We start from the raw sequence: 23,677 nt of genomic DNA, 5'->3' as shown, positions 1-23,677 counted from the left end.
GGGGGCGACCGGCGCTGAGCTGCGGCTCGGCTAGCCTGGACGCACGATGAACGACCGCAGCAGGAACGACCGCAGCACGGACGACCCCGGCACGAACCACCGCGGCACGAACCACCGCGACGACCGCGACGACCGCATGACGACTCCGTGGGGCGAGCGTGTGCTGTCGCGCTTCCCCGAGGACCCGCGCGACCGGCTCCGTGCCTGGGACGCCTCCGACGAGTACCTGCTGGGACACCTCGCGGAGCAGGAGGTCCCCCTGTCCGGCACGGTCGTGGTCGTCGGCGACCGGTGGGGAGCGCTGGTGACGGCGCTGGCGGCGCACCGTCCGGTGCAGATCACCGACTCCCACCTCGCGCGGGAGGCGACGCGGGTCAATCTGGAGCGGAGCGGTGTCGAGGCGGGCTCGGTGCGCCTGCTCACCACGCAGGACCCGCCGCCGGACCGCGTCGACGTGCTGCTGGTGCGGGTGCCGAAGAGCCTCGCCCTGCTGGAGGACCAGCTGCTGCGGCTGGCGCCCGCGCTGCACGAGGGCACGGTCGTGGTCGGCACCGGGATGGTGAAGGAGATCCACACCTCCACGCTCCGGCTGTTCGAGCGGATCGTCGGCCCAACCCGGACGTCCCTGGCCGTGAAGAAGGCCCGGCTGATCTTCGCGGAGCCCGATCCCTCGCTGAAGCGGCCGGCCAACCCCTGGCCGCTCGGCTACCGACTGCCCGACGACGTCGGGCGGCTCTCCGGCCGCCCCGTCGTCAACCACGCCGGTGTCTTCTGCGCCGACCGGCTCGACATCGGCACCCGCTTCTTCCTCCGGCACCTGCCGGCCCCCGGGCGCTTCCGGCGGGTGGTGGACCTGGGCTGCGGCAACGGTGTGGTCGGTACGGCGGTGTCGCTGGCCGATCCGGACGCGGAGCTGCTGTTCACCGACGAGTCGTTCCAGGCCGTGGCCTCGGCCCGGGCGACGTACCGGGCGAACGAGGTCGCGGGCCAGGCGGAGTTCCGGGTCGGCGACGGGCTGGCCGGGGTGCCGGACGGCAGTGTCGACCTGGTGCTGAACAACCCGCCGTTCCACTCCCACCAGGCGACGACCGACGCCACGGCGTGGCGGATGTTCACCGGGGCGCGGCGGGTGCTGCGCCCCGGCGGCGAACTGTGGGTGGTCGGCAACCGACACCTGGGCTACCACGTCAGGCTGCGGCGCCTGTTCGGCAACAGCGAGCTGGTGGCGGGCGACCGGAAGTTCGTGGTGCTGAAGGCGGTCAAGGAGTAGCCGACGGCGGAGCGCTCGGCCCCTGCGCGGCCGACGAGATCGCCGGTGGTGGCGAGGGGCACGGTCGGTTCCGTCCCGGGCGTATGGGAGCGGGCGTCAGGGGGCGAGGATCACCGAGCGGGTACCTCGGTGGTGATGCCGGAGCGGGTGAGGGCCACGACCCGGTCGTACGTCCGCCTCCGCGGGAACGCGGACGCGGCGAACGCGTCCGTCTCACCCTGTCCCGCGTCCTCGCGCAGCGCCGCCGCCGACTGCGCCATGAAGTACGAGGTGCCGCAGCCGACGATCGCCACCCGCTCCCCCGCCGCCGGCAGTGCCGCCGCGTGGCACGCCGCCTCGGCCGCGGCGCGCGTCCAGCACGCGGGCTGGCTGTTGGGCTCGTCCTCGACATCCGTCATGCCGCACCCCCCTCATACGGATTGATTGTTTCTGCAAGATATAGCGAGTTTTCAATCACAATCAAGCAGCCTGAGGGAAGTGTGCGTGCGCTAGGGTCGGCGGGGATCGAGGAACGGAGGCGCGGATGTCGCGCGACGCCCGCTGGAAGGCGCTGCTGGAACTGCTCGTCGAGCGCGGCCGGCTGGACGTCGAGGAGGCGGCGACCGAGCTGGAGGTCTCGGCCGCGACGATCCGCCGCGACTTCGACCGGCTCGCCGAGCAGCAGATGCTGGTGCGCACGCGCGGTGGCGCGGTGGTGCACGGGGTGTCGTACGAACTGCCGCTGCGTTACAAGACCGCCCGCCGCGCCTCGGAGAAGCAGCGCGTCGCGCAGGCGGTCGCCGCACTGGTGGCGCCCGGCGAGGCGGTGGGACTCACCGGGGGCACGACCACCACGGAGGTGGCGCGCGCCCTGGCCGTGCGCGCCGACCTGGCCTCCGGCACCCCCGCGCTGACCGTGGTGACCAACGCGCTCAACATCGCCAACGAACTGGCCGTTCGCCCGCAGTTCAAGATCGTGGTGACCGGCGGGGTGGCCCGGGCGCAGTCGTACGAGCTGATCGGCCCGCTCGCGGACGGCGTGCTGGGGCAGGTGACCCTCGACGTGGCGGTCCTGGGCGTCGTCGCCTTCGACGTCGCCCACGGTGCCGCGGCCCACGACGAGGCCGAGGCCGCGATCAACCGGCTGCTGTGCGAGCGCGCCGAGCGGGTCGTCGTGGCCGCCGACTCCAGCAAACTGGGCCGGCGGGCGTTCGCCCGGATCTGCGCGACCGAGTCGGTGGACACGCTGGTGACGGACGGCGCGGCCGACCCGGAGCTGGTGGGGCGGTTCGAGGAGGCGGGGGTCCGGGTCGTCACGGCCTGAGGGTCGCGGAGGGATCGCCGGTCAGTGCCCGTGGCCGTCGGTGCCGTCGGTGCCGTCGGTGTGCTCCGGCGTGGCGGCCGGGGCGGTCTCCGGCGCGTCCGGCACCGATCCGGCGCGGACGGTGAACGCCGCGGTGTGGACCTCGCCCCCGTGCCGGAAGTCCAGGAAGAGGCGGTAGGTGCCGGCGCTGGGCGCGGTGGCGGTGAAGGAGACCTCGGGGCCCGGCCTGGTGGTGCCGTCGCCGGGTTCGCCGTTCGGGTGGACGTGGAGGTAGGCGAGGTCTCCGGAGCGCAGGGCGACCAGGTGGCCGTAGGCGCCCAGGTAGGGCTGGAGGTCGCCCACGGGTCGGCCGTCGCGGGACACCTTCAGCTTCAGCTCGCTCGCCTTGCCGGGGCGCAGGGAACCGTCGAGTTCGACCTCGTAACCGTCGGTCCGGGCGGTGCCGTCCGGGGCCGGGAGCCGTGCGGGCTCGTATCGGCCGGAGGCGGCCAGGTCGGCGCCGAGGGTGAGGTTCTCCGCGCCCTCGCCGGCCGGGGTGAAGTCGGCGAAGACGCGGTAGCCGCCCGCGGCGGGCAGGTCGACGGGGGTGCTCCAGGTGCCGTCGGCGGCCCGGGTGGGGTGCAGGTGGCGGTAGGTGACCAGGTCGCGTGAGGCCAGGACGAGATGCAGCTCCTTGTCGTGCTCGCGCTGGTACGCGGTCACGGCCGCGCCGCTCGCGTCCCGGACCGTGAAGCGCAGCTCGGTGCGCCGACCGGCGGTGACGCGCGAAGTGGCGAGGTCGAGGGTGTAGCCGCCCTCGGAGATCTGCAGGCCGCCGGGCGGGGTGCTCTCGTGGCCCCCGTGGCCGCCGCCCTCCTTCGGCCGCGGCGTCGGTTCCCGCGGCCCGTCCGATGCGCCGTGCTCGTCGTGGGGCGCGGGCGCGGCGCCGTCCGCGACGAGCGGGTCCACTCCCGTGCCGACGCCGTAGGCGGTGCCGAAGGTGGCGGCCAGCGCGGCGGCGAACGCGGTGATCCTCAGTCCGGTGTGCATGACGGTCGTCTCCTCGGATCCAGGGGCTCCGGCTCACTCGGCGGCCCTCTTCATGCACGTCACCATACCCCTGGGGGGTAACGAGTCAAGCGATGGAGACGCTTGCGTTGGGTACCCCCTAGGGGTATACATGGATGGGCCGGGCGGATACCCCCGCCCCGTATTTGTGTCCACACCTCCGGAGGAAGCAATGCCCTCGAATGTCACCGCCCCCGTCACCACCGCCTACGCCGTCGCCGGCATGAGCTGCGGTCACTGCAGCGCGACCCTCACCCGGGTGATCGGCGAGCTGGACGGCGTGACCGGCGTCGACGTCCAACTCGACACCGGCCGGGTCACCGTCACCGCCGACGCGGAGCCGGACGACGCCGCGATCGCCGAGGTGGTCGACGAGGCCGGGTACGAGCTGACCGGCCGCGTCTGACCGCCCCGCACTCCCCCGCCCGCAACGCCGCAACGCCGGGACCCGCGACGCCGGGTCCCGGCCGACGACCCGCATCAGGAGCAGCCATGACCACCAGTACGACCAGCGCACCGGCCGAGGTGGAACTCGCCATCGGCGGCATGACCTGCGCCTCGTGCGCCGCCCGGATCGAGAAGAAGCTGAACCGGATGGAGGGGGTCACCGCGACCGTCAACTACGCGACGGAGAAGGCGAAGGTCAGCTATGCCGGTGACGTGTCCGTCCCGGAGCTGATCGCCACCGTCGAGGCGACCGGGTACACGGCCCGCGAGCCCGAACCGGTGCGTACCGGTGCCGGGTCCGGGCCGGGGGGCGCCGAGACCGTCGACGAGCTGCGGCCGCTGCGGGAGCGGCTGGTGACGTCGGTGGTGCTGGCGGTCCCGGTGATCGCGATGGCGATGGTGCCCGCGCTGCAGTTCGAGTACTGGCAGTGGCTGTCGCTGACGCTGGCGGCGCCCGTGGTGACGTACGCGGCCTGGCCCTTCCACAAGGCGGCGTTCACCAACGCCCGGCACGGCGCGGCCACCATGGACACCCTGATCTCGGTCGGCACCTCGGCAGCGTTCCTGTGGTCGTTGTGGGCACTGTTCCTCGGCACCGCGGGCACGCCCGGCATGACCCACCCCTTCGAGCTGACCATCGCGCGCGGCGACGGCTCCGGGAACATCTACCTGGAGGCCGCGGCCGGGGTGACCGCCTTCATCCTCGCCGGGCGCTACTTCGAGGCGCGGTCCAAGCGCAAGGCCGGTGCCGCGCTGAAGGCGCTGCTGGAGCTGGGCGCCAAGGACGTCACGGTCGTGCGGGGCGGCCGTGAGGAGCGGATCCCGGTGGGGGACCTGACGGTCGGCGACCGGTTCCTGGTCCGCCCCGGCGAGAAGATCGCGACCGACGGCACGGTCGTCGAGGGCAGCTCTGCGGTCGACGCGTCGATGCTCACCGGCGAGTCGGTGCCGGTCGAGGTCGCCGCGGGCGACGGGGTCACCGGGGCGACCGTGAACGCGGGCGGCCGACTGGTGGTCGAGGCGACGCGGGTCGGCGCGGACACCCAGCTGGCGCGGATGGCCAGGCTGGTGGAGGACGCGCAGAACGGCAAGGCCGCGGCCCAGCGGCTCGCCGACCGCATCTCCGGTGTCTTCGTCCCCGTCGTGATCGCCCTCGCGCTGGCCACCCTCGGCTTCTGGCTCGGCAACGGCTCCGGACCGGCCGCCGCGTTCACCGCCGCCGTCGCCGTCCTGATCATCGCCTGCCCCTGTGCGCTGGGCCTCGCCACCCCGACCGCGCTGATGGTCGGCACCGGTCGCGGCGCCCAGCTCGGCATCCTCATCAAGGGCCCCGAGGTCCTGGAGTCCACCCGAAAGGTCGACACCATCGTCCTGGACAAGACCGGGACCGTCACCACCGGCCGCATGACCCTGCTCGCCGTGCACACCGCCGACGGCACCGACGAGGCGGACGTGCTGCGGCTGGCCGGAGCACTGGAGCACGCCTCGGAGCACCCGATCGCGCAGGCGGTGGCCGCGGGCGCCACCGAACGGGCCGGCGCCCTGCCCACCCCCGAGGACTTCGCCAACGTGCCCGGTCTCGGCGTGCAGGGCGTCGTCGAGGGCCACGCGGTCCTGGTCGGCCGCGAGAAGCTGCTCGCCGAGTGGGCCATGGAACTGCCCGCCGAGCTCGGGCGCGCGAAGACCCGGGCGGAGGCCGCCGGCCGCACCGCGATCGCCGTCGCCTGGGACGGCGAGGCCCGGGCCGTCCTGGAGGTCGCCGACGCGGTCAAGGACACCAGCGGCGAGGCCGTCACCCGGCTGCGGGCGCTGGGCCTGACACCGATCCTCCTCACCGGTGACAACCGGGCCGTCGCCGAGGCGGTGGCCGCCGAGGTCGGCATCGCTCCCGCGCACGTGATCGCCGAGGTCATGCCCGAGGACAAGGTCGCCGTCGTCAAGCGCCTCCAGGGCGAGGGTCGTTCGGTGGCGATGGTCGGCGACGGGGTCAACGACGCCGCCGCGCTCGCCCAGGCCGACCTGGGCCTCGCCATGGGCACCGGCACCGACGCCGCCATCGAGGCGGGCGACCTCACCCTCGTCCGCGGCGACCTGCGCGCCGCCGCCGACGCCATCCGGCTGGCCCGCAGGACACTCGGCACCATCAAGTCCAACCTGTTCTGGGCCTTCGCCTACAACGTCGCCGCCCTGCCGCTCGCCGCCGCCGGACTCCTCAACCCGATGATCGCCGGAGCGGCCATGGCCTTCTCCTCCGTCTTCGTCGTCGGCAACAGCCTGCGGCTGCGCGGATTCAAGGCCGCCGACTGACCCACCGCCGCCGCACCGGGCCGCCGGCCGACTCCACGAGGGCCGGCCGACGGCCCTCCGGTGCGTGGACCCGGCGGGGCCGAGCCGCACCGCCCGGGCCACACCGACCGAGCCGCAACCGCCATCCCAGCCCGCCACCCCACGGACCGCAACCGCCATCCCCTGCCCGCCACCCCACGGACCGCGACCGCCATCCCTGCCCGCCGTCCCCCGGACGGGCCCCGCCCACGCGCCGCCGGGTCCGGGGACGATCAGGATGGCGGGGTCGCGTCTCCCCGCGGAGCTGGAGCCCATGACCGAACCGACCGACGCCGACGGCGGCACCCGTGGTCCCCTCGGGCCGCCATCCGGCCCGGGGTCAGCGGGCAGGCGGGCCCTCGCCGCCGTACTCGCGGAGCTGCGGGCCGTGGACGGCGCGCTGTACGCGGCGGTGGCCGCCACGTCCACCCCCACGCTCGACCGGGCGCTGCGGCGCCTGTCCCACGCCGCGGACCATTCGAAGGTCTCGCTGGGAATCGCCGCCGCGCTCGCGCTGAGCGGTGCGCGGGCGCGGCGGGCGGCCCTCGTCGGCGTCGGGGCGATCGCCGTGGCGTCGGCCTCGGCGAACCTGCTGGGCAAGCGTCTGGTGCACCGGGCGCGCCCGGACCGGGAGGCGGCGCGGGTGACGGTGGACCGGTACGTGCCCATGCCCGCGTCGGCGTCGTTCCCCTCGGGACACACGGCCGCGGCGGTCGCGTTCGCCACGGCCGTGGGCGTCGTCCTGCCCGAGGCGGCCGTACCGCTGGGCGCGCTGGCGGGCGCCGTCGGCTACTCCCGGGTCCACACCGGCGTGCACTATCCCGGTGACGTCGCCGCGGGCGCCGTCCTGGGCATCGCCAGTGCGGCGGCCGCGTTGGCGGCGGCGCCTGCCCGGGCTCGTCAGCCGAACACCTTCACGGCCTGGTAGTAGGTCCAGGCCGTGCTGTTGCAGGCGGTCTTGGTGGCGCCGCCGTAACCGGCGCAGACGCGCTTGAGGTCCTCGTAGAAGGCACTGTCGAGACGGGACTTGTTGGCGCTGAAGGTGCCCGCGTCCTTGTAGTTGCGGTAACCGAAGTCGTGCCGTGCGCAAGAGGTGTTGAAGGGGAAGCCGAACGGGTTGTCGGGCGAGGAGGAGCAGTAGTCGGTGGTCCAGTCGAAACCGTAGGCGGACCAGGCGGACTTGTTCGCCCGGGCGGCGATCCAGGCCTGGTAGCTGGACGCGCTGGTCTGCGTCCAGCTCGCGAGGACCTGTGCCTTGTCGGCGGGAGCGGCGTCGGCGGCCGCGGCGGTGGCGACGACGGTGGTCACGGCCAGGGCCGCGGCGGAGAGTCCGGTGGCGAGTCTGCGGTGCATGCCCACACCTCCATGAGGACGCGGCCCGCCCCTCGGACCGCAGTTCATGCAGGGATGATGCGCATCTCGACCACCCGTTCACACCTCCGGCGGCCCAACTCGCTGTGAATATTCCAGCCTTGGGCCGTTACGCGGGTTCTCCGGGGGCCCAGTCGGGGTGGTCGCCGTGCATCGCGGAGTAGAAGGGGTCACCGGCGGCGATCTCGCCCGCGCGCACCGGCCGGCCGGTGAACGCCGCCTTGTACAGGGCCGCGGCGAACTCCAGCGTGGCGCGCGCCTCCTGGCCGCTGCCGGGCGGGCGGGCCCCGGCGTCCCAGGCGTCCAGTACGGCACCGAGCTGCGCCGTGTGGGAGCTGGGCACGTCGGCGCCCGGGGTGCGCCAGGCGGCGGCGCGTGCGGGCGCGACGTGCCGGGCCGGGGTGTAGGTCCAGTCGTCGTTGCGGTGTCCGTACAGGTGCGTCAACTCGACCGTCGCGTCGGCGCAGTCGACGCGAATCCGGCTCACCTCCTCCGGGGACAGCACGCTGTTGACGACGGTGGCGAGGGCGCCGCTCCCGAAGCGCACCAGGGCGGTGGAGACGTCCTCGCTCTCGGTGTCGTGCACCAGGCGCGAGGCCATGGCCCGTATCTCCGCCCAGGGGCCCAGCAGATGCAGCAGCAGGTCGTACTGGTGGATGCCGTGGCCCATGGTCGGGCCGCCGCCCTCGGTGGACCAGCGGCCGCGCCAGGGCACCGCGTAGTAGGCGGCGTCGCGGTGCCAGGTCGTCTGGCAGTGTGCGACCAGCGGGGCGCCCAGCTCGCCGCTCGCGATCAGGTCGCGGGCGTGCGCCGCGCCGGAGCCGTACCGGTGCTGGAAGATCACGGACGCGTACGCCCCGGACGCCTCCTCGGCCGCCGCGATGTCGTCGTACTCGGCGAGGGAGAGGCACAGCGGCTTCTCGCACAGCACCCAGGCACCGGCCTTCAGCGCGGCCACCGTCTGCTCCCGGTGCAGCGACGGCGGTGTGCCGACCAGGACGAGGTCGGGGCGTACGGCGTCCAGCATGGCGTCCGTCGACGCGTACCCCGCGACGTCGCCGGGCGCCTGCGCACGGAAGGCGTCGAGCCGCTCGGGGTCCACGTCGACGGCGGCGACCAGTTCGGCGCGGTCGGCGTGGGCGGCGAGGGCGGGCAGGTGGCTGCCGGTGACGATGGCACCGGTGCCGACCACCGCGACGCGGCGCCGGGCGGGACGTGCGGACATGCGGTCCTCCTCGGACGGCGGCGCGGTCGCACCCGCCCGTCGGCTAGAAAGCGCTTTCAGACGGGGCCGACCCTAAGCGGGGACGGATGGCCCGGACAACCCCCACCGTTTGCGGGCCGGGCGTACGGCTGGTCGACTGGCGCGGGGGGACCGGGACCGGCGGTATCGCGCCGGCCCGCTCTTCTGTCCTCTCCGGAAGGAGTCCAGGCGTGAGTTCCCCGAAGCCGAAACCCCCGTCGTCCGCGGAGCACCGGTCGGACGGCAGCCAGCCCTGGCTGCACCAGAAGGGCCGGACCATTCAGGAGTTCGGCACCGTCAAGCAGTTCCCCGTGGCCCTGACCATGGACACCCGGCTCTACTCCTGCCAGCGGCTCAACAAGGTCCTGGCGGACACCCGGATCCTGCACGATCTGTACAAGAAGTACCACTGGCTGATGCGCGGGGCGACGTTCTACCAACTGCACCTGCTGCTGGACAAGCACGCGGGTGAGCAGCTGGAGCTGATCGACACCGTCGCCGAACGCGTCCAGACGCTCGGCGGCGTCGCGGTCGGCGACCCCCGGCACGTCGCCGAGATCACCACCGTGCCGCGCCCGCCGGACGGGGTGGAGGAGGTGCCGTCGATGCTCTCGCGGCTGCTGGAGGCGCACGAGCTGATCCTGACCGAGTGTCACGACGCGGCGGCCCGCACCCAGGAGTACGGGGACGACGGCACCAACGACCTGCTGGTCTCCGAGGTCCTGCGGACCAACGAACTCCAGGCGTGGTTCGTGGCGGAGCACCTCGTGGACACGCCGCTGGTCCACGCCTGACCCGGCCGGACATGGCACACACGTCGCAGGAGACCGACGACGGCGGGCCGGCGCGCGGGCGGTGGTCCGCGTTCCGGCAGTCGCCGTTCTGGCCGGCCACCGTGCTGGTGCTGATCCTCGCCGCCGCGGCGGGCTTCTTCGCGGGCTCGTACACCTACTCGATGGCGAACCCGACGCCGCGCCTGATTCCCACGGCCGTGGTCGGCTCCTACGAGAAGGCGGGCGGCCGGGCCTTCCTGCGCGGCCTGGAACAGGCGCTGAACACCTCGGTGCGGGTGCATCCCTACGAGACCCGCGCCGCGGCCCGCGAGGCGATCGAGCAGCAGGAGGTCTTCGCGGTCTTCGAGCTGCGCGACGACGGTCGGGACGCGGCCCTCGACGTGTCCGGCGCGTCCGGCGCCTCGGTCGCCGAGCTGCTCGCGCAGACGGCACCGGCCGTGGGGAAGAAGCTCGGCGTCCAGGTCACCGTCCGGGACGTCAACCCCCTCCAGCGGGGCGACCCGCGCGGGCTGGCCATCTTCTACATCTCCCTGGCCGCCGTGATCATCGGCTTCGTCGGGGCGATCCAGCTGAGCGTGCACGCGCGGGCGCTCACCCCGTTGGAGCGCATCCTGTTCACGGTGGCCTACGCGCTGCTCGGCGGGTTCGTCATCGCGGCCACGGTGGACTGGCTGCTGGGCGCGGTGGACCTGCCGTTCGCCGAGTCGTGGCTGATCCTGGCGCTCACGATGTTCGTGTCCGGCATGGTCTTCACCATGTTCAACACCATGTTCGGCCGGTGGGCGATGCTGCCGACCTGGGGCCTGATGGTGATCATCGGCAACCCCTCCTCGGGCGGCGCGGTGTCCTGGCCGCTGCTGCCGTCGCCGCTGGGGGTGATCGGCCGGTGGCTGCCGCCCGGGGCCTCGGTCAACGCGCAGCACACCGCGGTGTACTTCCAGGGCCACCAGCACGTGTTCCCGTTCCTGGTGCTGGCCGGGTGGGCGCTGCTGTCCTGCACGGTTTTCTGGGTCTGGCGGCACCGGCATCCCGGCGGGCGGGAGAAGGAGCCGCCGGAGGCCGAGCCGGAGGCCGCGGTGTCCTGACGCTCCCGCGGTGGCCGGGCGGGCTCAGGGGGAGGTCGGGGCACGGCAGGCCATCTGGAGGGCGAGCCGGTTGCTGGGGTCGTCCAGAGGGACGCCGAGGCGTTCGCGGACCTGACGCAGCCGGGCGGCGACGGTGTTGCGGTGCAGGCCGAGGGCGCGGGCGGTGGCGGCGGAGCCGCCGTGCTCGAGGAAGACCCGCAAGGTGGTGAGCAGGTGGGCGTGCTCGGGGCCGCCCAGCGGGGCGAGCGCGCTCTCGGCGAAGGCGCGGGTGATGTCGGACTGCTGCCAGGCGGCCGGCAGTCCGCCCACGCCGAGTTCGTCGGTGTGTTCCACGGACGGCCGGACGGCCGGACGTCCCTGGCGGTGGCGAGCCGGGCCGCGTTGCGGGCCTCGGTCAGGGTGTCGGCCAGGCCGCCGGGGCCCTGGCGGGGCCTGCCGATGCCGGCCACCAGCCGGCGGCCGCCGGCCGGTGGGAAGTTCGGCGAGCGCCCGGCGCACCCGGCGCAGCGGCTGGCGGGGTTCGTCGTCGTCGGGCCGGGGACCGCTGCCGGACCACAGCGCCCGGTCTCCGTCGCCCTCCGCGACCGCCTGGGCGGTGACGCCGTGCCGGGACAGGGCGGCGAGCAGCGGTGCGGGGACGGTGTCGGGACGGTCCGCCACGGGCGGTTTCTCGGCGCGTACGGCCAGACCCACGTGCCGGTCCTCCAGCCGCCGGCCCAGGTCGACCGCCTGCTCGACGACCTCCCGGCCGACGGTCCCCCGGCCGGTGACGACCTCCGCCGGCAGGCGGCGGCGGACGGCGCTGTCGTGGTCGGCCCGGGTGCGGGCTCCGGCGAGCCAGGACCGGACGAAGGGTTCGCGCAGGGCGAGGCCCAGCGCGACGGTGTCGGCGCGGTCCTCGTCGGCCCGTTCGAAGGGTCACACCGGCCAGGCGGTGACCGGCGCCGCACCGCCCGGCAGGTGGCCGGCGAACGGGACGGCGTGCACGGGGTGGGCCAGCGGACCGGGGGTGCGCTGGGGCACGGCCGGCTCCGTCCTCGACCTGGACCCCGGCGACCGGCTGGTCGAGGCGCTCGCCGGGCAGGCCCGGGCGGCGGTGGCGGCGCGGGAGGCGGACGTGATCGTGCTGGGCTGCACCGAGATGCCGGGCGTCGCCTCGGCCCTCCGGGAGCGCCTGGCCGCCGAGGGCCCGTTCGTCCCTGTCGTCGACCCACCGGGGCTGCGATCATGTGGCTGGAGTCGCAGGTGCGGCTCGGGGTGCGGCCCAGCCGTACCACCTACCTGCCGCCCCGGCCGAAGGACCGCATCGCCTGACGACCATCCGCCTCCCCGTCCGCCTGGCCCCACGACCCTGGAGTTGCCCCATGGCCCTCGACGTCGCCGCGATCCGCGCGCACGTGCCCGCCCTGAAGTCCGGTACCGCGCGGTTCGACGCGCCGGGCGGTACGCAGACCCCGCAGCCGGTGATCGACGCGATCGCGGCGGCGCTGACCGCCCCGCTCGCCAACCGGGGGCGCAACACCGAGGGCGAGCGCAACGCGGACCGGATCGTCGACGAGGCGCGGTCCGCGCTCGCCGACCTCCTCGGGACCACGCCGGGGACGGTCGTCTTCGGGCGCAGCTCCACCCAGCTCGCCTACGACCTGTCGCGGACCCTGGCCAAGGGCTGGGGGCCGGGCGACGAGGTGGTGGTCACCCGGCTCGACCACGACTCGAACATCCGGCCGTGGGTGCAGGCGGCCGAGGCGGCCGGGGCAGACGTGCGGTGGGCGGACTTCGACCCGGCCACCGGCGAGCTGCGTCCCGAGCACCTCGCGGCGGTGCTGGGCCCGCGCACCAGGCTGGTCGCGGTCACCGCCGCGTCGAACCTGATCGGGACCATGCCGGACCTGCCGGCGCTGGCGTCCCTCGTCCACGCGAACGGGGCGCACTTCCACGTCGACGCGGTGCACTACGCCTCGCACGCCGTGGTGGACCTGGCGGCGACGGGCGCGGACACGCTGGTGTGCTCGCCGTACAAGTTCCTCGGCCCACACCTGGGCGTGCTGACCGGCCGGGCCGAGCTGCTGGAGTCGCTGCGCCCGGACAAGCTGCTGCCGTCCGCCGACACCGTGCCCGAGCGTTTCGAGCTGGGCACCCTGCCGTATGAGTTGCTGGCCGGGACGAGCGCGGCGGTGGACTTCCTGGCGGGGCTCGAACCGGAGGCCGAAGGCTCTCGCCGGGACCGGCTGGTCGCCTCGTTCGCCGCGCTGGAGGCGCACGAGGAGGCGCTGCGCGAGCGCCTCGAACGAGGGCTCGCGGAGCTGGGCGGGATCACCGTGTACTCGCGGGCGGCACGGCGCACCCCGACGCTGCTGTTCACCGTGGCGGGCCTGCGCCCGGCCGACGTCTACCGGCAGCTCGCCGAGCGGGCGGTCGACGCGCCTGCCGGTTCCTTCTACGCCGTGGAGGCCGCGCGCCGGCTGGGCCTCGGCGACGAGGGCGGCGTACGTGTGGGCCTCGCTCCGTACAGCAGCGCGGAGGACGTGGACCGGCTGCTGACGGCGCTCGGCGCCCTGGAGCGCTGAGGCACACACCCCGCACCCCCGCGGAACACCCCCGAGGATGCCCGGCAGAGCGAAGCGGCACGCGCCCCCGCGTGCCGCTTCGCCGTGTGGTCCACCCGCTCACCGGGGTCAGGTCAGCGGCACGGTCACCTCCCCGGCCCCCGCCGCGCTCGCGCCGCCCGCGACCCGGACGGTGAAGGAGCGGTCGGTGCCGCTCGCGGCGACCCGCAGGACGTCACCGTCGCGGCGCACGCGGAAGGTGGCGGCCGGCGTGCCCAGCAGGTCGGGCACGGTGACCTCGGCCGCGTAGTCGGCGGCGGCGGACGGGTGGACCAGCAGGGTCGGGGCGTCCAGCCAGTCGCCGTCGGGACGCTGGTCGTCGGAGCCCAGCGGCAGGACGGCGCCCTCGCGGACGTACAGCGGCAGGCTGTCGTAGCCGTGCCGTTCGGTGCGCCAGGCCGGGCCGGTGACGCGCTCGCCGGTCAGCAGGTGGGTCCAGGTGCCCTCGGGGAGGTAGACCTCGACCTCACCGTCCTCGGTGAAGACCGGGGCGACCAGGACGTCGGAGCCGAGCATGTACTGGCGGTCCAGCGGACGGCATGCCGGGTCGTGCGGGAACTCCAGGACCATCGGCCGCATCAGGGGCACGCCGGTGCGGTGGGCCTCGGCGGCGACGCCGTACAGGTAGGGCATCAGGCGGTGCTTGAGGAGGGTGAAGCGGCGGGCGACGTCGACCGCCTCCTCGCCGAACTCCCACGGCACCCGGTACGACGAGGAGCCGTGCAGCCGGCTGTGCGAGGACAGCAGGCCGAAGGCGAGCCAGCGCTTGAAGACCGCCGGGTCGGGCGTGCCCTCGAAGCCGCCGATGTCGTGGCTCCAGAAGCCGAAGCCGCTCAGGGACAGGGACAGGCCGCCGCGCAGTGACTCGGCCATCGCCTCGAAGGACGACCAGCAGTCGCCGCCCCAGTGCACGGGGTACTGCTGGCCGCCCGCGGTCGCCGAGCGGGCGAAGAGGACGGCCTCGCCCTGGCCGCGCTCCTTCTCGAGGAGTTCGAAGACGGTGCGGTTGAACAGGTGCGTGTAGTAGTTGTGCATGCGCTCCGGGTCGGCGCCGTCGTGCCAGACCACGTCGGTGGGGATGCGCTCGCCGAAGTCGGTCTTGAAGCAGTCCACGCCCTGGTCGAGCAGCGGCTTGAGCTTGCCGGCGTACCAGTCGCGGGCGGCGGGGCTGGTGAAGTCGACCAGGCCCATGCCGGCCTGCCACAGGTCCCACTGCCAGATGTCGCCGTCCGGCCTGCGCACCAGGTGCCCGAGGGCGGCGGCCTCGTCGAAGAGCGGGGACTTCTGGGCGATGTAGGGGTTGATCCAGGCGCTGACCCTGAGCCCCTTGGCCTTGAGCCGGGCGAGCATGCCGTCCGGGTCCGGGAAGACGTCCGGGTCCCATTCGAAGTCGCACCACTGGTACTCGCGCATCCAGAAGCAGTCGAAGTGGAAGACGGAGAGCGGGATGCCGCGCTCGGCCATGCCGTCCACGAACGAGGTCACCGTCTGCTCGTCGTAGGAGGTGGTGAAGGACGTGGTGAGCCACAGGCCGAAGGACCAGGCCGGCGGGAGGGCGGGGCGGCCGGTGAGGGCGGTGTAGCGGGTGAGGACGTCCTTGGGGGTGGGCCCGGCGACGACGTAGTACTCCAGCGTCTGGTCCTCGACGCTGAACTGGACCTGGCCGACGGACTCGGAGCCGACCTCGAAGGAGACCGCGCCGGGGTGGTTGACGAAGACGCCGTAGCCGCGCGAGGAGAGGTAGAACGGGACGTTCTTGTAGGCCTGCTCGCTGCTGGTGCCGCCGTCGGCCTGCCACATGTCGACGACCTGGCCGTTCTTGACGAACGGGGTGAAGCGCTCGCCGAGGCCGTAGATCTGCTCGCCGACACCGAGAGCGAGGCGGCTCAGCATGTGGTGGGCGCCGTCACCGGTGGTGGCGAAGGCGGTGCCCTTGGCGTCGGCGCGGGTCAGCTCGCGTCTGTCCGCGTCGTGGAAGGTGAGGCCGAAGGGGCCCTCGCGGTCCAGGCGGAGGGTGAGCGGGCCGCTGGTCAGCTCGGTGACGGTGCCCTCCCGGCGCACCTCGCCGGCGCCGCCCTCCGCCTCGGTGAGCGCGAAGTCGGGCCCCGGCCGGCGCTTGCCGGCGTGGTGGGTGACGCGGACGCCGATGACGCCCTCGGCGGGAGAGAAGCACTCGACCGTGAGGAGCGGCGCGTTGAGCGTGTCCCCCCTCCGCGTCACCTTCTTCACGGCGGCATGGGCGGTGAAGCGCTTCGATTGGAGGCGTACATCGCGCACCTCGGTGGCGTACGAGAGATGCACGCCCTCGCGGATGAGCCAGAAGCCGTCGGTGAACTTCATGATCTTCCTTGGGTGGGGCGGGAGCTGTCGGGGTGGGAGCACGGAGGCCGTCTCACAGCGTTTTGATCGTACACAAAACAAATCCCGACGCTAAGGCGTTCACACCGGCTTCTACGGGCTGAGCTGGCATTATTACGCAAGAGAACGGCCTCCTCACCCCGTGGAACGGAGAGAGCGGGGCCACTTTGCTCTAGCGCGGAAGCGGGTTCGTGACGTATTAGTCATCACATCAAACAAAACAGTCCGGCGAGGAAGCCGGACGGTACGACAGCAAGGGCCGCACCATGTCGAAGCGCTTCACCTCGCTCGCCTTGACAGCACACCCCCCGGCTGCCGCGCGCCGCGGGCGAGGACGCTCACGCCGAGTCGTCGCCCCGTTCACCGCGGTGTCCGTGCTGGTCGCCGGGGCGGCACTGGCCGGCTGCGGACAGCAGCGCGACGCCGACACGTACACCGTGATGAACTCCTCGACCGACGAGTCGTACCACCGCTGGGACGCGGAGGCGATGGCCCGCTGCGGCAAGGAGCTGGGCGTCACGATCGAGCAGCAGAGCGTCCCGGCGGCGCAGGTGATGACGAAGGCCCTGCGCATGGCCTCGTCCAAGTCGCTGCCCGACATCGTGCAGTTCGACGCGTCCGAGATGCCGACCTTCGCCGACGCGGGCGGCCTGGTCGACCTGAGGACCCTCGGGCTGAGCACCGACGACATCCCCGACGGGATCGTGGACTTCGGCTCGTACAAGGGCACGTACTACGGCGCGGCCCGCTCGGTGAACACCCTCGCCCTCTTCTACAACAAGGACCTGCTCGACCAGGCGGGCGTCGAGGTGCCCACCACCTGGGCCGAACTGCGGGCGACGGCGCAGAAGCTCACGCGGGGCAAGCAGTACGGCCTGGCGCTCAGCGCGGGCGGCGCGGAGGACGGCGTCTTCCAGTTCACGCCGTTCATGTGGTCCAACGGCGGTGACGAGACCGACCTGGACGGTCCGAAGGTGGTCGAGGCCCTGGACTACTGGAAGGGCCTGCTGAAGGACCGTTCGCTGTCGAAGTCGACGGTCAACTGGACCCAGGCCGACGTCAACGACCAGTTCATGGCCGGGAACGCGGCGATGATGATCAACGGCCCGTGGCAGGTCGAGACCCTCAACAGCGACACGTCGCTGCACTGGGGCATCGCGCCGATCCCGGTGCCGCGGGCCGGCGACGACTCGGTCGGCCCGCTCGGCGGTGCCGTCCTCACCGTGCCCAACACCGGTGACGAGGCCCGGGAGAAGACGGCCGGCAAGATCGTCGCGTGTCTGGCGAGCGAGAAGGAGCAGCTGACCTACGCGCTCAACAGCTGGATGGTCCCGGCCAACGCCAAGGCCGCCGCCGTCTGGCGCGAGAAGGTGCCCGAGCTGGACTCCCTCGCCGACCAGGTGGCCGTCGCCCGGTCCCGGACGGCGAAGCTCGGTGCCGGCTGGTCGAGTGTGTCGCTCGCGCTGCAGAGCGCCTTCCAGTCCGCCCTGACCGGCCAGTCCAGTGAGACCGCCCTGAAGCGCGCCCAGCAGCGGGCCACGAGCGGGAACTGAGGTACGACCCCATGACCACGCCCATGCCCACCTCCACCGTCGGCGCGCAGACGCCCGCCAAGGCGTCCGAGCCGGCCTCCGCTCCCGACCCCGCCCGGATCGCGCGCCGCCGCAGGCTCACGCAGTGGGGGTTCGTAGCCCCCGCCGTCGTCTTCATGCTGCTGTTCTTCGGCTACCCGCTCGTGCGCAACGTCGTGATGAGCTTCCAGGACTACACGCCGAAGACCTTCTTCACCGGTGAGGCGCCCTTCAACGGCGCCGACAACTGGTCCAACGTGTTCCAGGACGCCCTGTTCGGCAAGGCGCTGTGGCACACGCTCGTCTTCACGGCGGGCTCCCTGCTCGGCCAGTTCTGCATCGGCCTCGCGCTCGCGGTGTTCTTCAGCCGCCGCTTCCCGCTGAACGGGGTGCTGCGCTCACTGATCCTGCTGCCCTGGCTGGTGCCCATGGTGGTGTCCGGCATCGTCTGGCGGCGCATCCTCGACCAGGACACGGGCGTGCTCAACTCGTTCCTGGACACGCTCGGGATCGGCGGTCACACGCCCTGGCTGACCAGCCCGGAGATGGCCCTGCTCTCGGTCATCCTGGTCAACATCTGGATCGGCATCCCGTTCAACATGGTCATCCTGTACGGCGGTCTCCAGGAGATCCCGAAGGAGCTGCACGAGGCGGCCGCGCTGGACGGCGCCTCGGCCTGGCGGACCTTCCGTTCGGTGACCCTGCCGATGCTCAGGCCCGTCGTCACGGTCGTCCTCGTGCTGGGCTTCATGTCGACGGTGAAGATCCTCGACCTGATCCTCGCCCTGACCGACGGCGGCCCGGCCGACGCGACCCAGACACTCGGCACCCTGACCTACCAGAACTCCTTCGTCCAGCTGGACTTCGGCGCGGGCGCCGTCGTCGGCAACGTACTCATCCTGATCTCCGCCGTGTTCGCGGTGTTCTACCTGCGGGCCAACCGCACCGAGGGGAAGTGACGTCCATGGCCTCCCACACGCCCACCGCCTCCCGGCGCCGCTGGGGCTCCACCGTCGCCGGCGTGCTCATCCTGTGCGTGATGCTGTTCCCGCTGTACTGGATGCTCAACACCGCGCTCCAGCCCGACTCCGGGCTGCTCCAGGTCGACCCGGTGCCGGGCAGCCTGGACTTCTCCGGCTTCTCCAAGGCGATCAGCGACCAGGGCGGGCACCTGCTGACCTCGCTCGCGGTCTCGCTCGGCGCGGTCGCCATCTGCCTGGCGATCTCGGCGCCCGCCGCGTACGGTCTCGCGCGGTTCGGGCTGCGCGGCTCGCGCACCATCGTGTTCGGCACGCTGATCACCCAGATGGTGCCGGGCATCGTCATCGCCAACGCGCTCTACAACTCCTACGTCGACCTGGGCCTGGTCAACTCCTACTTCGGCCTGATGCTGGCGGACGCCTCGCTGGGCATCCCGTTCTCCATCGTGCTGATGCGCTCCTTCATGGTGTCGATCCCGGGCGAGGTGATCGAGGCCGCGCAGATCGACGGCGCCGGTCCGGTGCGCACCTTCGTCCGGGTGGTGCTGCCGATGAGCCGCAACTCGCTGATCACGTCGGGCCTGTTCGCGTTCCTGTTCTCGTGGAGCGACTTCATGTTCGCGCTCACCCTGAACACGACCGACGAGGTCAAGCCCATCACCCTGGGCATCTACCAGTACATCGGCGCGCACGTCGGCGACTGGGGCTCGGTGATGGCCGCGTCGGTGCTGTCCGCGGTGCCCGCGGCGATCCTCCTCGTCCTCGCCCAGAAGTACATCGCCGCCGGGATCACCGGCGGTTCCGTCAAGTGAACCTCGCACACCCCGCAAGCACGGAGATGAGCAGCACAGCATGAGTGAGTACCCCGGTTTCCCGCCCGGCTTCGTCTTCGGCGCCGCGACCGCCTCGTACCAGATCGAGGGCGCGGCGACCGAGGACGGCCGCGGACCGTCGATCTGGGACACCTACAGCCGCACCCCCGGCCTGGTGGTGAACGGCGACACCGGTGACGTGGCCTGCGACCACTACCACCGCTACCCCGAGGACGTGGCCCTGCTGCGCGACCTCGGCGTGGACTCCTACCGCTTCTCGATCGCCTGGCCGCGCATCGTGCCGGACGGCTCGGGCGCGGTGAACCCCAAGGGGCTCGACTTCTACTCCCGCCTGGTGGACGAACTGCTGGCGGCGGGCATCGAACCGGCCGCCACCCTCTACCACTGGGACCTCCCCCAGGCCCTCGAAGACCGGGGCGGCTGGCGGGTCCGGGAGACGGCGGAGCGGTTCGCCGAGTACACGGCGGTGGTCGCGGAGCACCTGGGCGACCGGGTGCCCCGCTGGATCACCCTCAACGAGCCGTGGTGCAGCTCCTTCCTCGGCTACTCCATCGGCCGGCACGCACCGGGTGCCAAGGAGGGCCGGGGCGCGCTGGCCGCCGCCCACCACCTGCTGGTCGGCCACGGGCTGGCGGTGAAGGCGCTGCGGGCGGCCGGGGTGCGCGAGGTCGGCATCACGCTCAACCTGGACCGCAACCTGCCCGCCACCGACTCCCCGGCCGACCTGGCGGCGGTGGTTCGCGCGGACACCCAGCACAACCTGGTGTGGACCGAGCCGATCCTCGCGGGCCGTTACCCGGCCACCGAGGAGGAGACCTGGGGCGAGCTGATCACCGGAGAGGACTTCCGGCGGGACGGCGACCTGGAGCTGATCTCCCAGCCCCTGGACTTCCTCGGCGTCAACTACTACCGGCCGATCGTGGTCGCCGACGCCCCCCACCGCGAGAGCGACCCGGCCCGCCGCGTGGCCACGGACAACCGCTACGAGGAGGTACGGCACCCCGGGGTGCGGCACACGGCGATGAACTGGCCGGTCGTGCCGGACAGCTTCACCGACCTGCTCGTCGCCCTGAAGCGGCAGTACGGCGACGCGCTCCCGCCGGTCCACATCACCGAGAACGGCTCGGCGGAGGACGACGCGGCCGCCGCCGACGGCACGGTCCACGACACCGACCGGGTCGCCTACCTGCGCGACCACCTCACCGCGCTGCGGGCGGCGATCGACGCGGGCGTGGACGTACGCGGGTACTACGTGTGGTCGCTGCTGGACAACTTCGAGTGGGCGTACGGCTACGACAAGCGCTTCGGCATCGTGCGGGTCGACTACGACACGCAGCGGCGCACGCCGAAGGACAGCTACCGCTGGTACCGGGAGATGATCGCCGCCAACCGCGGGTGAGGGAGGCCGGGCGCGGGGGGCCGCCGGGCGGCCGCCCTCCGTGTCAGCCCGCGTCCCGTTCCGCGTACGCCGTCGGGTCGGCCAGTACCTCGCGGACGATCGTGCCGGCCGCGCCCCGGGCCGCGTCGCCGAGCGGGGACGCGGCCCGCAGCCGTTTGCCGTCCTCGCTCCACAGCCCGGAGACCACGCGCCGGGCCAGTTCGCGGTCGACGGCCGGGGCGAGCCAGTCCATCAGCTCGCGGTAGACGCCGCCGAGCATCACCGCCTCGGGGTCGAAGAGGTTCACCGCGCCCGAGAGCACCACGCCCAGTTGCCGACCGGCCCGTTCGACGGCGGACAGCGCGGACGGATCGCCCTGCCGCGCGCGGCGTTCGAGTTCGGCGACGCCCCGCGCGCCCGCGTCCGCGTCGATGCCGGCGGCGGTGAGCAGCGCGGCCTGTCCGGCGTACTGCTCCAGGCAGCCGTGGGCACCGCACCGGCACCGCGGGCCCTCCGGGTCGACGACCGTGTGCCCGATCTCCCCGGCGAAGCCGTGCGCGCCGCGCAGCAGCTCGCCGCCGAGCACCAGGGCACCGCCGACGCCGATCTCGCCGGTCAGGTAGAGAAAGCTGCGCACGCCCTCGGTGCCGGCGCCGAACCACAGCTCGGCCAGGGCGGCGGCGTTGGCCTCGTTGTCGGAGCTGACCGGCAGGGGCCGGCGGTCAGGGCGCAGGGCGAGGAGCGCCTGGGCGAACAGCCCCTCCACGGCGACCCGCCGCCAGCCCAGGTTGGGCGCCTGGCGCACGGTGCCGCCCGTCACCAGGCCGGGCAGCGCGACATGGACTCCGGCCGGTTCGAGCTCCTGGTCCGCCGCCGAGCCGATGGCGCGCGCCGCCAGCCGGGCCGCGCGCGCCAGGACCTCGGAGGGCTCGACCCCGCGGTTGTCGACGTGCTCGACGAGCCGCACCCGGTCGGTGCCGGCGAGGTCGACGACGCACACCGCGATGTAGTCGATGTTGATCTCGACGCCGAGGCCCGCCGGGCCCGAGCGGGAGACCTTCAGGACGGTGCCGGGCCGGCCCGCCTGGCCGCTGCTGGTCTTGCCCCACTCGGAGACGACGCCGTACTCCAGCAACTGCTCGACCAGGGACGACACCGCCGCGCGCGTCAGTCCGACGTGCGTGGCGACACCGGCCCTGGTCGCCTCCCCCGCGTCGTGCACGGCCCTCAGGACCAGGCTGAGGTTGTGCCGTCTGACCGTGGCCTTGTCGGCCTTCGGCTCCAGGGGGGTGAGGTTGTTCGTCATGGTGCTGTCGAGCGTAGGCGACACCCGGGGCACCGGGCCCCGGGTGCTCGCGCGGCTAGACGGGCAGGTTCCACTTCTGGGTGCCGAGGCCGTTGCAGTCGTAGATCTGCAGCTTGGTGCCGTTGGCGGTGCCGCCGGACGGGATGTCCAGGCAGCGGCCGGACTGCGGGTTGAACAGCGAGCCGTCGGCCCGGTGGCGCCACTGCTGGCCGCCGACGCCCGGGGCGCAGTCCCACACCTGGACCTTGGTGAAGTTGGCCGTGCCGTTGCCGTCGATGTCCAGGCACTTGCCGAACGCGCGCACCGTGCCGTCGGGGGCGACGGACCAGCGCTGGCCAGTGGCGGTGGAGCAGTCCCACAGCTGGGCGGCGTTGCCGTTGCGGCTGGTGTTGGTGTCGACGTCCAGGCACTTGCCCGCGACCCACGGCGTGGTGACCTGGCCCACCGGGCCGCCGAGGCCGCCGGTGCCGAAACGGACCTGGCACTGGTTGCCGGTGCCGAGCCAGGTGGCGGTCAGGTAGAGGAAGGAGGTGCCGTCGGCACGCGGCACGATCGGTGAGCTGTAGCCGGGGCAGGAGGGCTCACCGGGGTTGTAGCCGCCGGTGGGGTCGGTCCGGACCGGGGCCTCGATCTCGGTCCACTCCCCCGTGCCGAGGTGGGTGTTGGCGAAGACCACGGTGCCGGACTCGGACAGGACGGTCTTGTTCCCGGTGGGTCCGCTCACCACGCGCTGGCCGGACATCAGCAGCGTGCCGTCGGGGCCGCCGCCCGGTACCCAGGCGAGGTAGGGGGTGTGCAGCAGTTCCCTGCCGTCGGCGGTGCGCACCAGGGTGCCCGGGTCGTCGGCGGGCGCCCAGTTCAGGCCGTCGGGGCTGGTCTTGGTGTACACCTCGCAGGCGTGGTCCGCGTCGGTGGCGTCCCGGCACATCTCGTACGCCATCATGAACCGCCCGTCGGGCAGCGGGACGACGATGGACATGCCGGGGCGGGCGAGGTTGTCGGCGGGGAAGGCGACGTCCTGGGTGAGTGTGCCGCTCCAGGTGCGGCCGCCGTCGGTGGAGGTGTAGTGGCCGATGACCTGGTTGTTGGTGGGGCTGTTGGCGGGCCGCTCGTCGGAGATGAAGCAGGCCAGTGTGTTGTCGGGGGCGAGCAGGAACCAGGGTTCCCAGATGCCGTGCCCGATGGTGTCGGGCAGGCCGCTGGTGCGGGTGCAGTCGGAGAGGTACTGCCAGCTCTGGCCGTGGTCGGTGCTCTTGAACACCTCGACGCGCTGCGTGGTGTAGTCCCCGGCCTGCCAGGCGGTGCCGGCGGCGAGGAGGTCGCCCTGGTTCAGGCCGTTCGCGGTGCGCGGCACCTCGTAGAGGACGGGTGCCTCGATGTCCCAGCCCGGGGTGTGCGAGGTGATGGTGGAGATCGGGGCGGCGCTCCAGGTACGGCCGCCGTCGGTGCTGCGGTGGACGGGCAGGGTGTTGGTGGCGCCCTGTTCGCGCTTGGCGTAGGTGGCCAGCATGGTCTGTCCGGCCGAGCCGTCGTGGTCGAGGCGGACGGCGCGGGGGTAGCTGTTGTCGCCCTGCGGGTGGGCCGCGAGGTCCGGTGACGCCAGGACCTGCCCGGCGGGCGCGGCCGACGCGGGCTGCGACCACAGGGACAGCAGAGCCGTGAGGAGGGCCAGGACACCGAGCAGGGCCGGTGATCGTCTGAGGGTGGGTGACGGGTTGCGCACGGATCGACTCCTTGGTGGTGGGGATGTCGGGTGGTGC

The 23,677-nt window shown here is 73.0% G+C and carries 19 protein-coding genes and 2 pseudogenes; 13 read left to right on the top strand and 8 right to left on the bottom strand.

All coding sequences use genetic code 11. From position 1 onward, the window contains the following. Window positions 1-136 precede the first annotated feature (136 nt). On the top strand, window positions 137-1,270 hold the full coding sequence (locus tag R2E43_RS33260; RefSeq protein ID WP_319122066.1) for a methyltransferase: 1,134 nt from the start codon (window positions 137-139) through the stop codon (window positions 1,268-1,270). A gap of 122 nt (window positions 1,271-1,392) precedes the next feature. Here the strand turns inward: R2E43_RS33260 and R2E43_RS33255 are convergent. Continuing rightward, a pseudogene (locus R2E43_RS33255) lies at window positions 1,393-1,668 on the bottom strand (sugar isomerase); the annotation flags it as partial. Between the two features lie 125 nt (window positions 1,669-1,793). Here R2E43_RS33255 and R2E43_RS33250 point away from each other — a divergent pair. Next, window positions 1,794-2,573, top strand: a complete 780-nt coding sequence (locus R2E43_RS33250; protein WP_011027539.1) for a DeoR/GlpR family DNA-binding transcription regulator — start codon at window positions 1,794-1,796, stop codon at window positions 2,571-2,573. A gap of 21 nt (window positions 2,574-2,594) precedes the next feature. Here the strand turns inward: R2E43_RS33250 and R2E43_RS33245 are convergent, their stop codons facing one another. After that, window positions 2,595-3,602, bottom strand: coding sequence for a hypothetical protein (locus R2E43_RS33245; protein ID WP_332056828.1), 1,008 nt, complete (start codon window positions 3,600-3,602; stop codon window positions 2,595-2,597). A 190-nt stretch (window positions 3,603-3,792) separates the two neighbouring features. Here R2E43_RS33245 and R2E43_RS33240 point away from each other — a divergent pair, with 190 nt between their 5' ends. From R2E43_RS33240 to R2E43_RS33230, 3 genes are all read left to right on the top strand, one after another. Next, window positions 3,793-4,026 carry a heavy-metal-associated domain-containing protein gene (locus R2E43_RS33240; RefSeq protein ID WP_003977784.1) on the top strand — a complete coding sequence of 78 codons (234 nt, stop codon included), beginning with the start codon at window positions 3,793-3,795 and terminating at the stop codon, window positions 4,024-4,026. A gap of 86 nt (window positions 4,027-4,112) precedes the next feature. After that, window positions 4,113-6,374, top strand: a complete 2,262-nt coding sequence (locus R2E43_RS33235) for a heavy metal translocating P-type ATPase (protein ID WP_030864704.1) — start codon at window positions 4,113-4,115, stop codon at window positions 6,372-6,374. Between the two features lie 292 nt (window positions 6,375-6,666). Further along, the gene (locus R2E43_RS33230; RefSeq protein WP_398651037.1) at window positions 6,667-7,320 is read left to right on the top strand and encodes a phosphatase PAP2 family protein; all 654 of its coding nucleotides are present in this window, start codon (window positions 6,667-6,669) and stop codon (window positions 7,318-7,320) included. On the opposite strand, the gene R2E43_RS33225 is transcribed toward R2E43_RS33230, so the two are convergent. Together R2E43_RS33225 and R2E43_RS33220 are read right to left on the bottom strand one after the other, a co-directional pair. Then, window positions 7,293-7,745 (bottom strand): phospholipase, encoded by a 453-nt coding sequence (locus R2E43_RS33225; protein WP_319122015.1) that lies wholly within the window; start codon window positions 7,743-7,745, stop codon window positions 7,293-7,295. The two genes, R2E43_RS33230 and R2E43_RS33225, sit on opposite strands and share 28 nt — an antisense overlap. 127 nt (window positions 7,746-7,872) lie before the next feature. Then, complete coding sequence (locus R2E43_RS33220; protein WP_136208221.1) at window positions 7,873-8,988, bottom strand: Gfo/Idh/MocA family protein; 1,116 nt, start codon at window positions 8,986-8,988, stop codon at window positions 7,873-7,875. A 209-nt stretch (window positions 8,989-9,197) separates the two neighbouring features. On the opposite strand from R2E43_RS33220, the gene R2E43_RS33215 reads away from it, so the two are divergent. Next, window positions 9,198-9,800: a Dps family protein gene (locus R2E43_RS33215; protein WP_003977779.1), complete on the top strand. Its 603-nt coding sequence runs from the start codon at window positions 9,198-9,200 to the stop codon at window positions 9,798-9,800. 11 nt (window positions 9,801-9,811) lie between these two features. Beyond that, window positions 9,812-10,885, top strand: coding sequence for an ABC-2 transporter permease (locus tag R2E43_RS33210; protein WP_193484611.1), 1,074 nt, complete (start codon window positions 9,812-9,814; stop codon window positions 10,883-10,885). 24 nt (window positions 10,886-10,909) lie between these two features. On the opposite strand, the gene R2E43_RS33205 is transcribed toward R2E43_RS33210, so the two are convergent. Then, complete coding sequence (locus tag R2E43_RS33205) at window positions 10,910-11,578, bottom strand: helix-turn-helix domain-containing protein (RefSeq protein ID WP_011027545.1); 669 nt, start codon at window positions 11,576-11,578, stop codon at window positions 10,910-10,912. A gap of 316 nt (window positions 11,579-11,894) precedes the next feature. On the opposite strand from R2E43_RS33205, the pseudogene R2E43_RS39040 reads away from it, so the two are divergent. Beyond that, window positions 11,895-12,086, top strand: a pseudogene (locus tag R2E43_RS39040) (aspartate/glutamate racemase family protein); the annotation flags it as partial. A gap of 163 nt (window positions 12,087-12,249) precedes the next feature. After that, a complete protein-coding gene (locus R2E43_RS33200; protein ID WP_332056827.1) occupies window positions 12,250-13,452 on the top strand; it encodes a cysteine desulfurase-like protein in 1,203 nt (400 codons plus the stop codon). A gap of 108 nt (window positions 13,453-13,560) precedes the next feature. Here the strand turns inward: R2E43_RS33200 and yicI are convergent, their stop codons facing one another. After that, window positions 13,561-15,831 (bottom strand): alpha-xylosidase, encoded by a 2,271-nt coding sequence (yicI, locus tag R2E43_RS33195; protein WP_332056826.1) that lies wholly within the window; start codon window positions 15,829-15,831, stop codon window positions 13,561-13,563. A gap of 284 nt (window positions 15,832-16,115) precedes the next feature. Between yicI and R2E43_RS33190 the strand changes: the two genes are divergently transcribed. From R2E43_RS33190 to R2E43_RS33175, 4 genes are read left to right on the top strand one after another with little or no spacing between them, the layout of a single operon-like run. Further along, window positions 16,116-17,402, top strand: a complete 1,287-nt coding sequence (locus R2E43_RS33190; RefSeq protein WP_319128224.1) for an ABC transporter substrate-binding protein — start codon at window positions 16,116-16,118, stop codon at window positions 17,400-17,402. A gap of 23 nt (window positions 17,403-17,425) precedes the next feature. Next, window positions 17,426-18,379: a carbohydrate ABC transporter permease gene (locus R2E43_RS33185; RefSeq protein WP_030864726.1), complete on the top strand. Its 954-nt coding sequence runs from the start codon at window positions 17,426-17,428 to the stop codon at window positions 18,377-18,379. Between the two features lie 5 nt (window positions 18,380-18,384). Further along, the gene (locus R2E43_RS33180) at window positions 18,385-19,212 is read left to right on the top strand and encodes a carbohydrate ABC transporter permease (protein ID WP_003977772.1); all 828 of its coding nucleotides are present in this window, start codon (window positions 18,385-18,387) and stop codon (window positions 19,210-19,212) included. Between the two features lie 40 nt (window positions 19,213-19,252). After that, complete coding sequence (locus R2E43_RS33175; protein WP_030864728.1) at window positions 19,253-20,632, top strand: GH1 family beta-glucosidase; 1,380 nt, start codon at window positions 19,253-19,255, stop codon at window positions 20,630-20,632. A 43-nt stretch (window positions 20,633-20,675) separates the two neighbouring features. Here the strand turns inward: R2E43_RS33175 and R2E43_RS33170 are convergent, their stop codons facing one another. Further along, window positions 20,676-21,917: an ROK family protein gene (locus R2E43_RS33170; protein ID WP_332056825.1), complete on the bottom strand. Its 1,242-nt coding sequence runs from the start codon at window positions 21,915-21,917 to the stop codon at window positions 20,676-20,678. Between the two features lie 55 nt (window positions 21,918-21,972). After that, complete coding sequence (locus tag R2E43_RS33165) at window positions 21,973-23,640, bottom strand: sialidase family protein (RefSeq protein WP_319707731.1); 1,668 nt, start codon at window positions 23,638-23,640, stop codon at window positions 21,973-21,975. Window positions 23,641-23,677 lie beyond the last annotated feature (37 nt).

This window comes from Streptomyces violaceoruber (assembly GCF_033406955.1).
In the GTDB taxonomy this organism is placed as follows: domain Bacteria; phylum Actinomycetota; class Actinomycetes; order Streptomycetales; family Streptomycetaceae; genus Streptomyces; species Streptomyces violaceoruber.
Note: the sequence above shows the minus strand (reverse complement) of the source record. Positions and strands in the feature narration are given on the sequence as shown.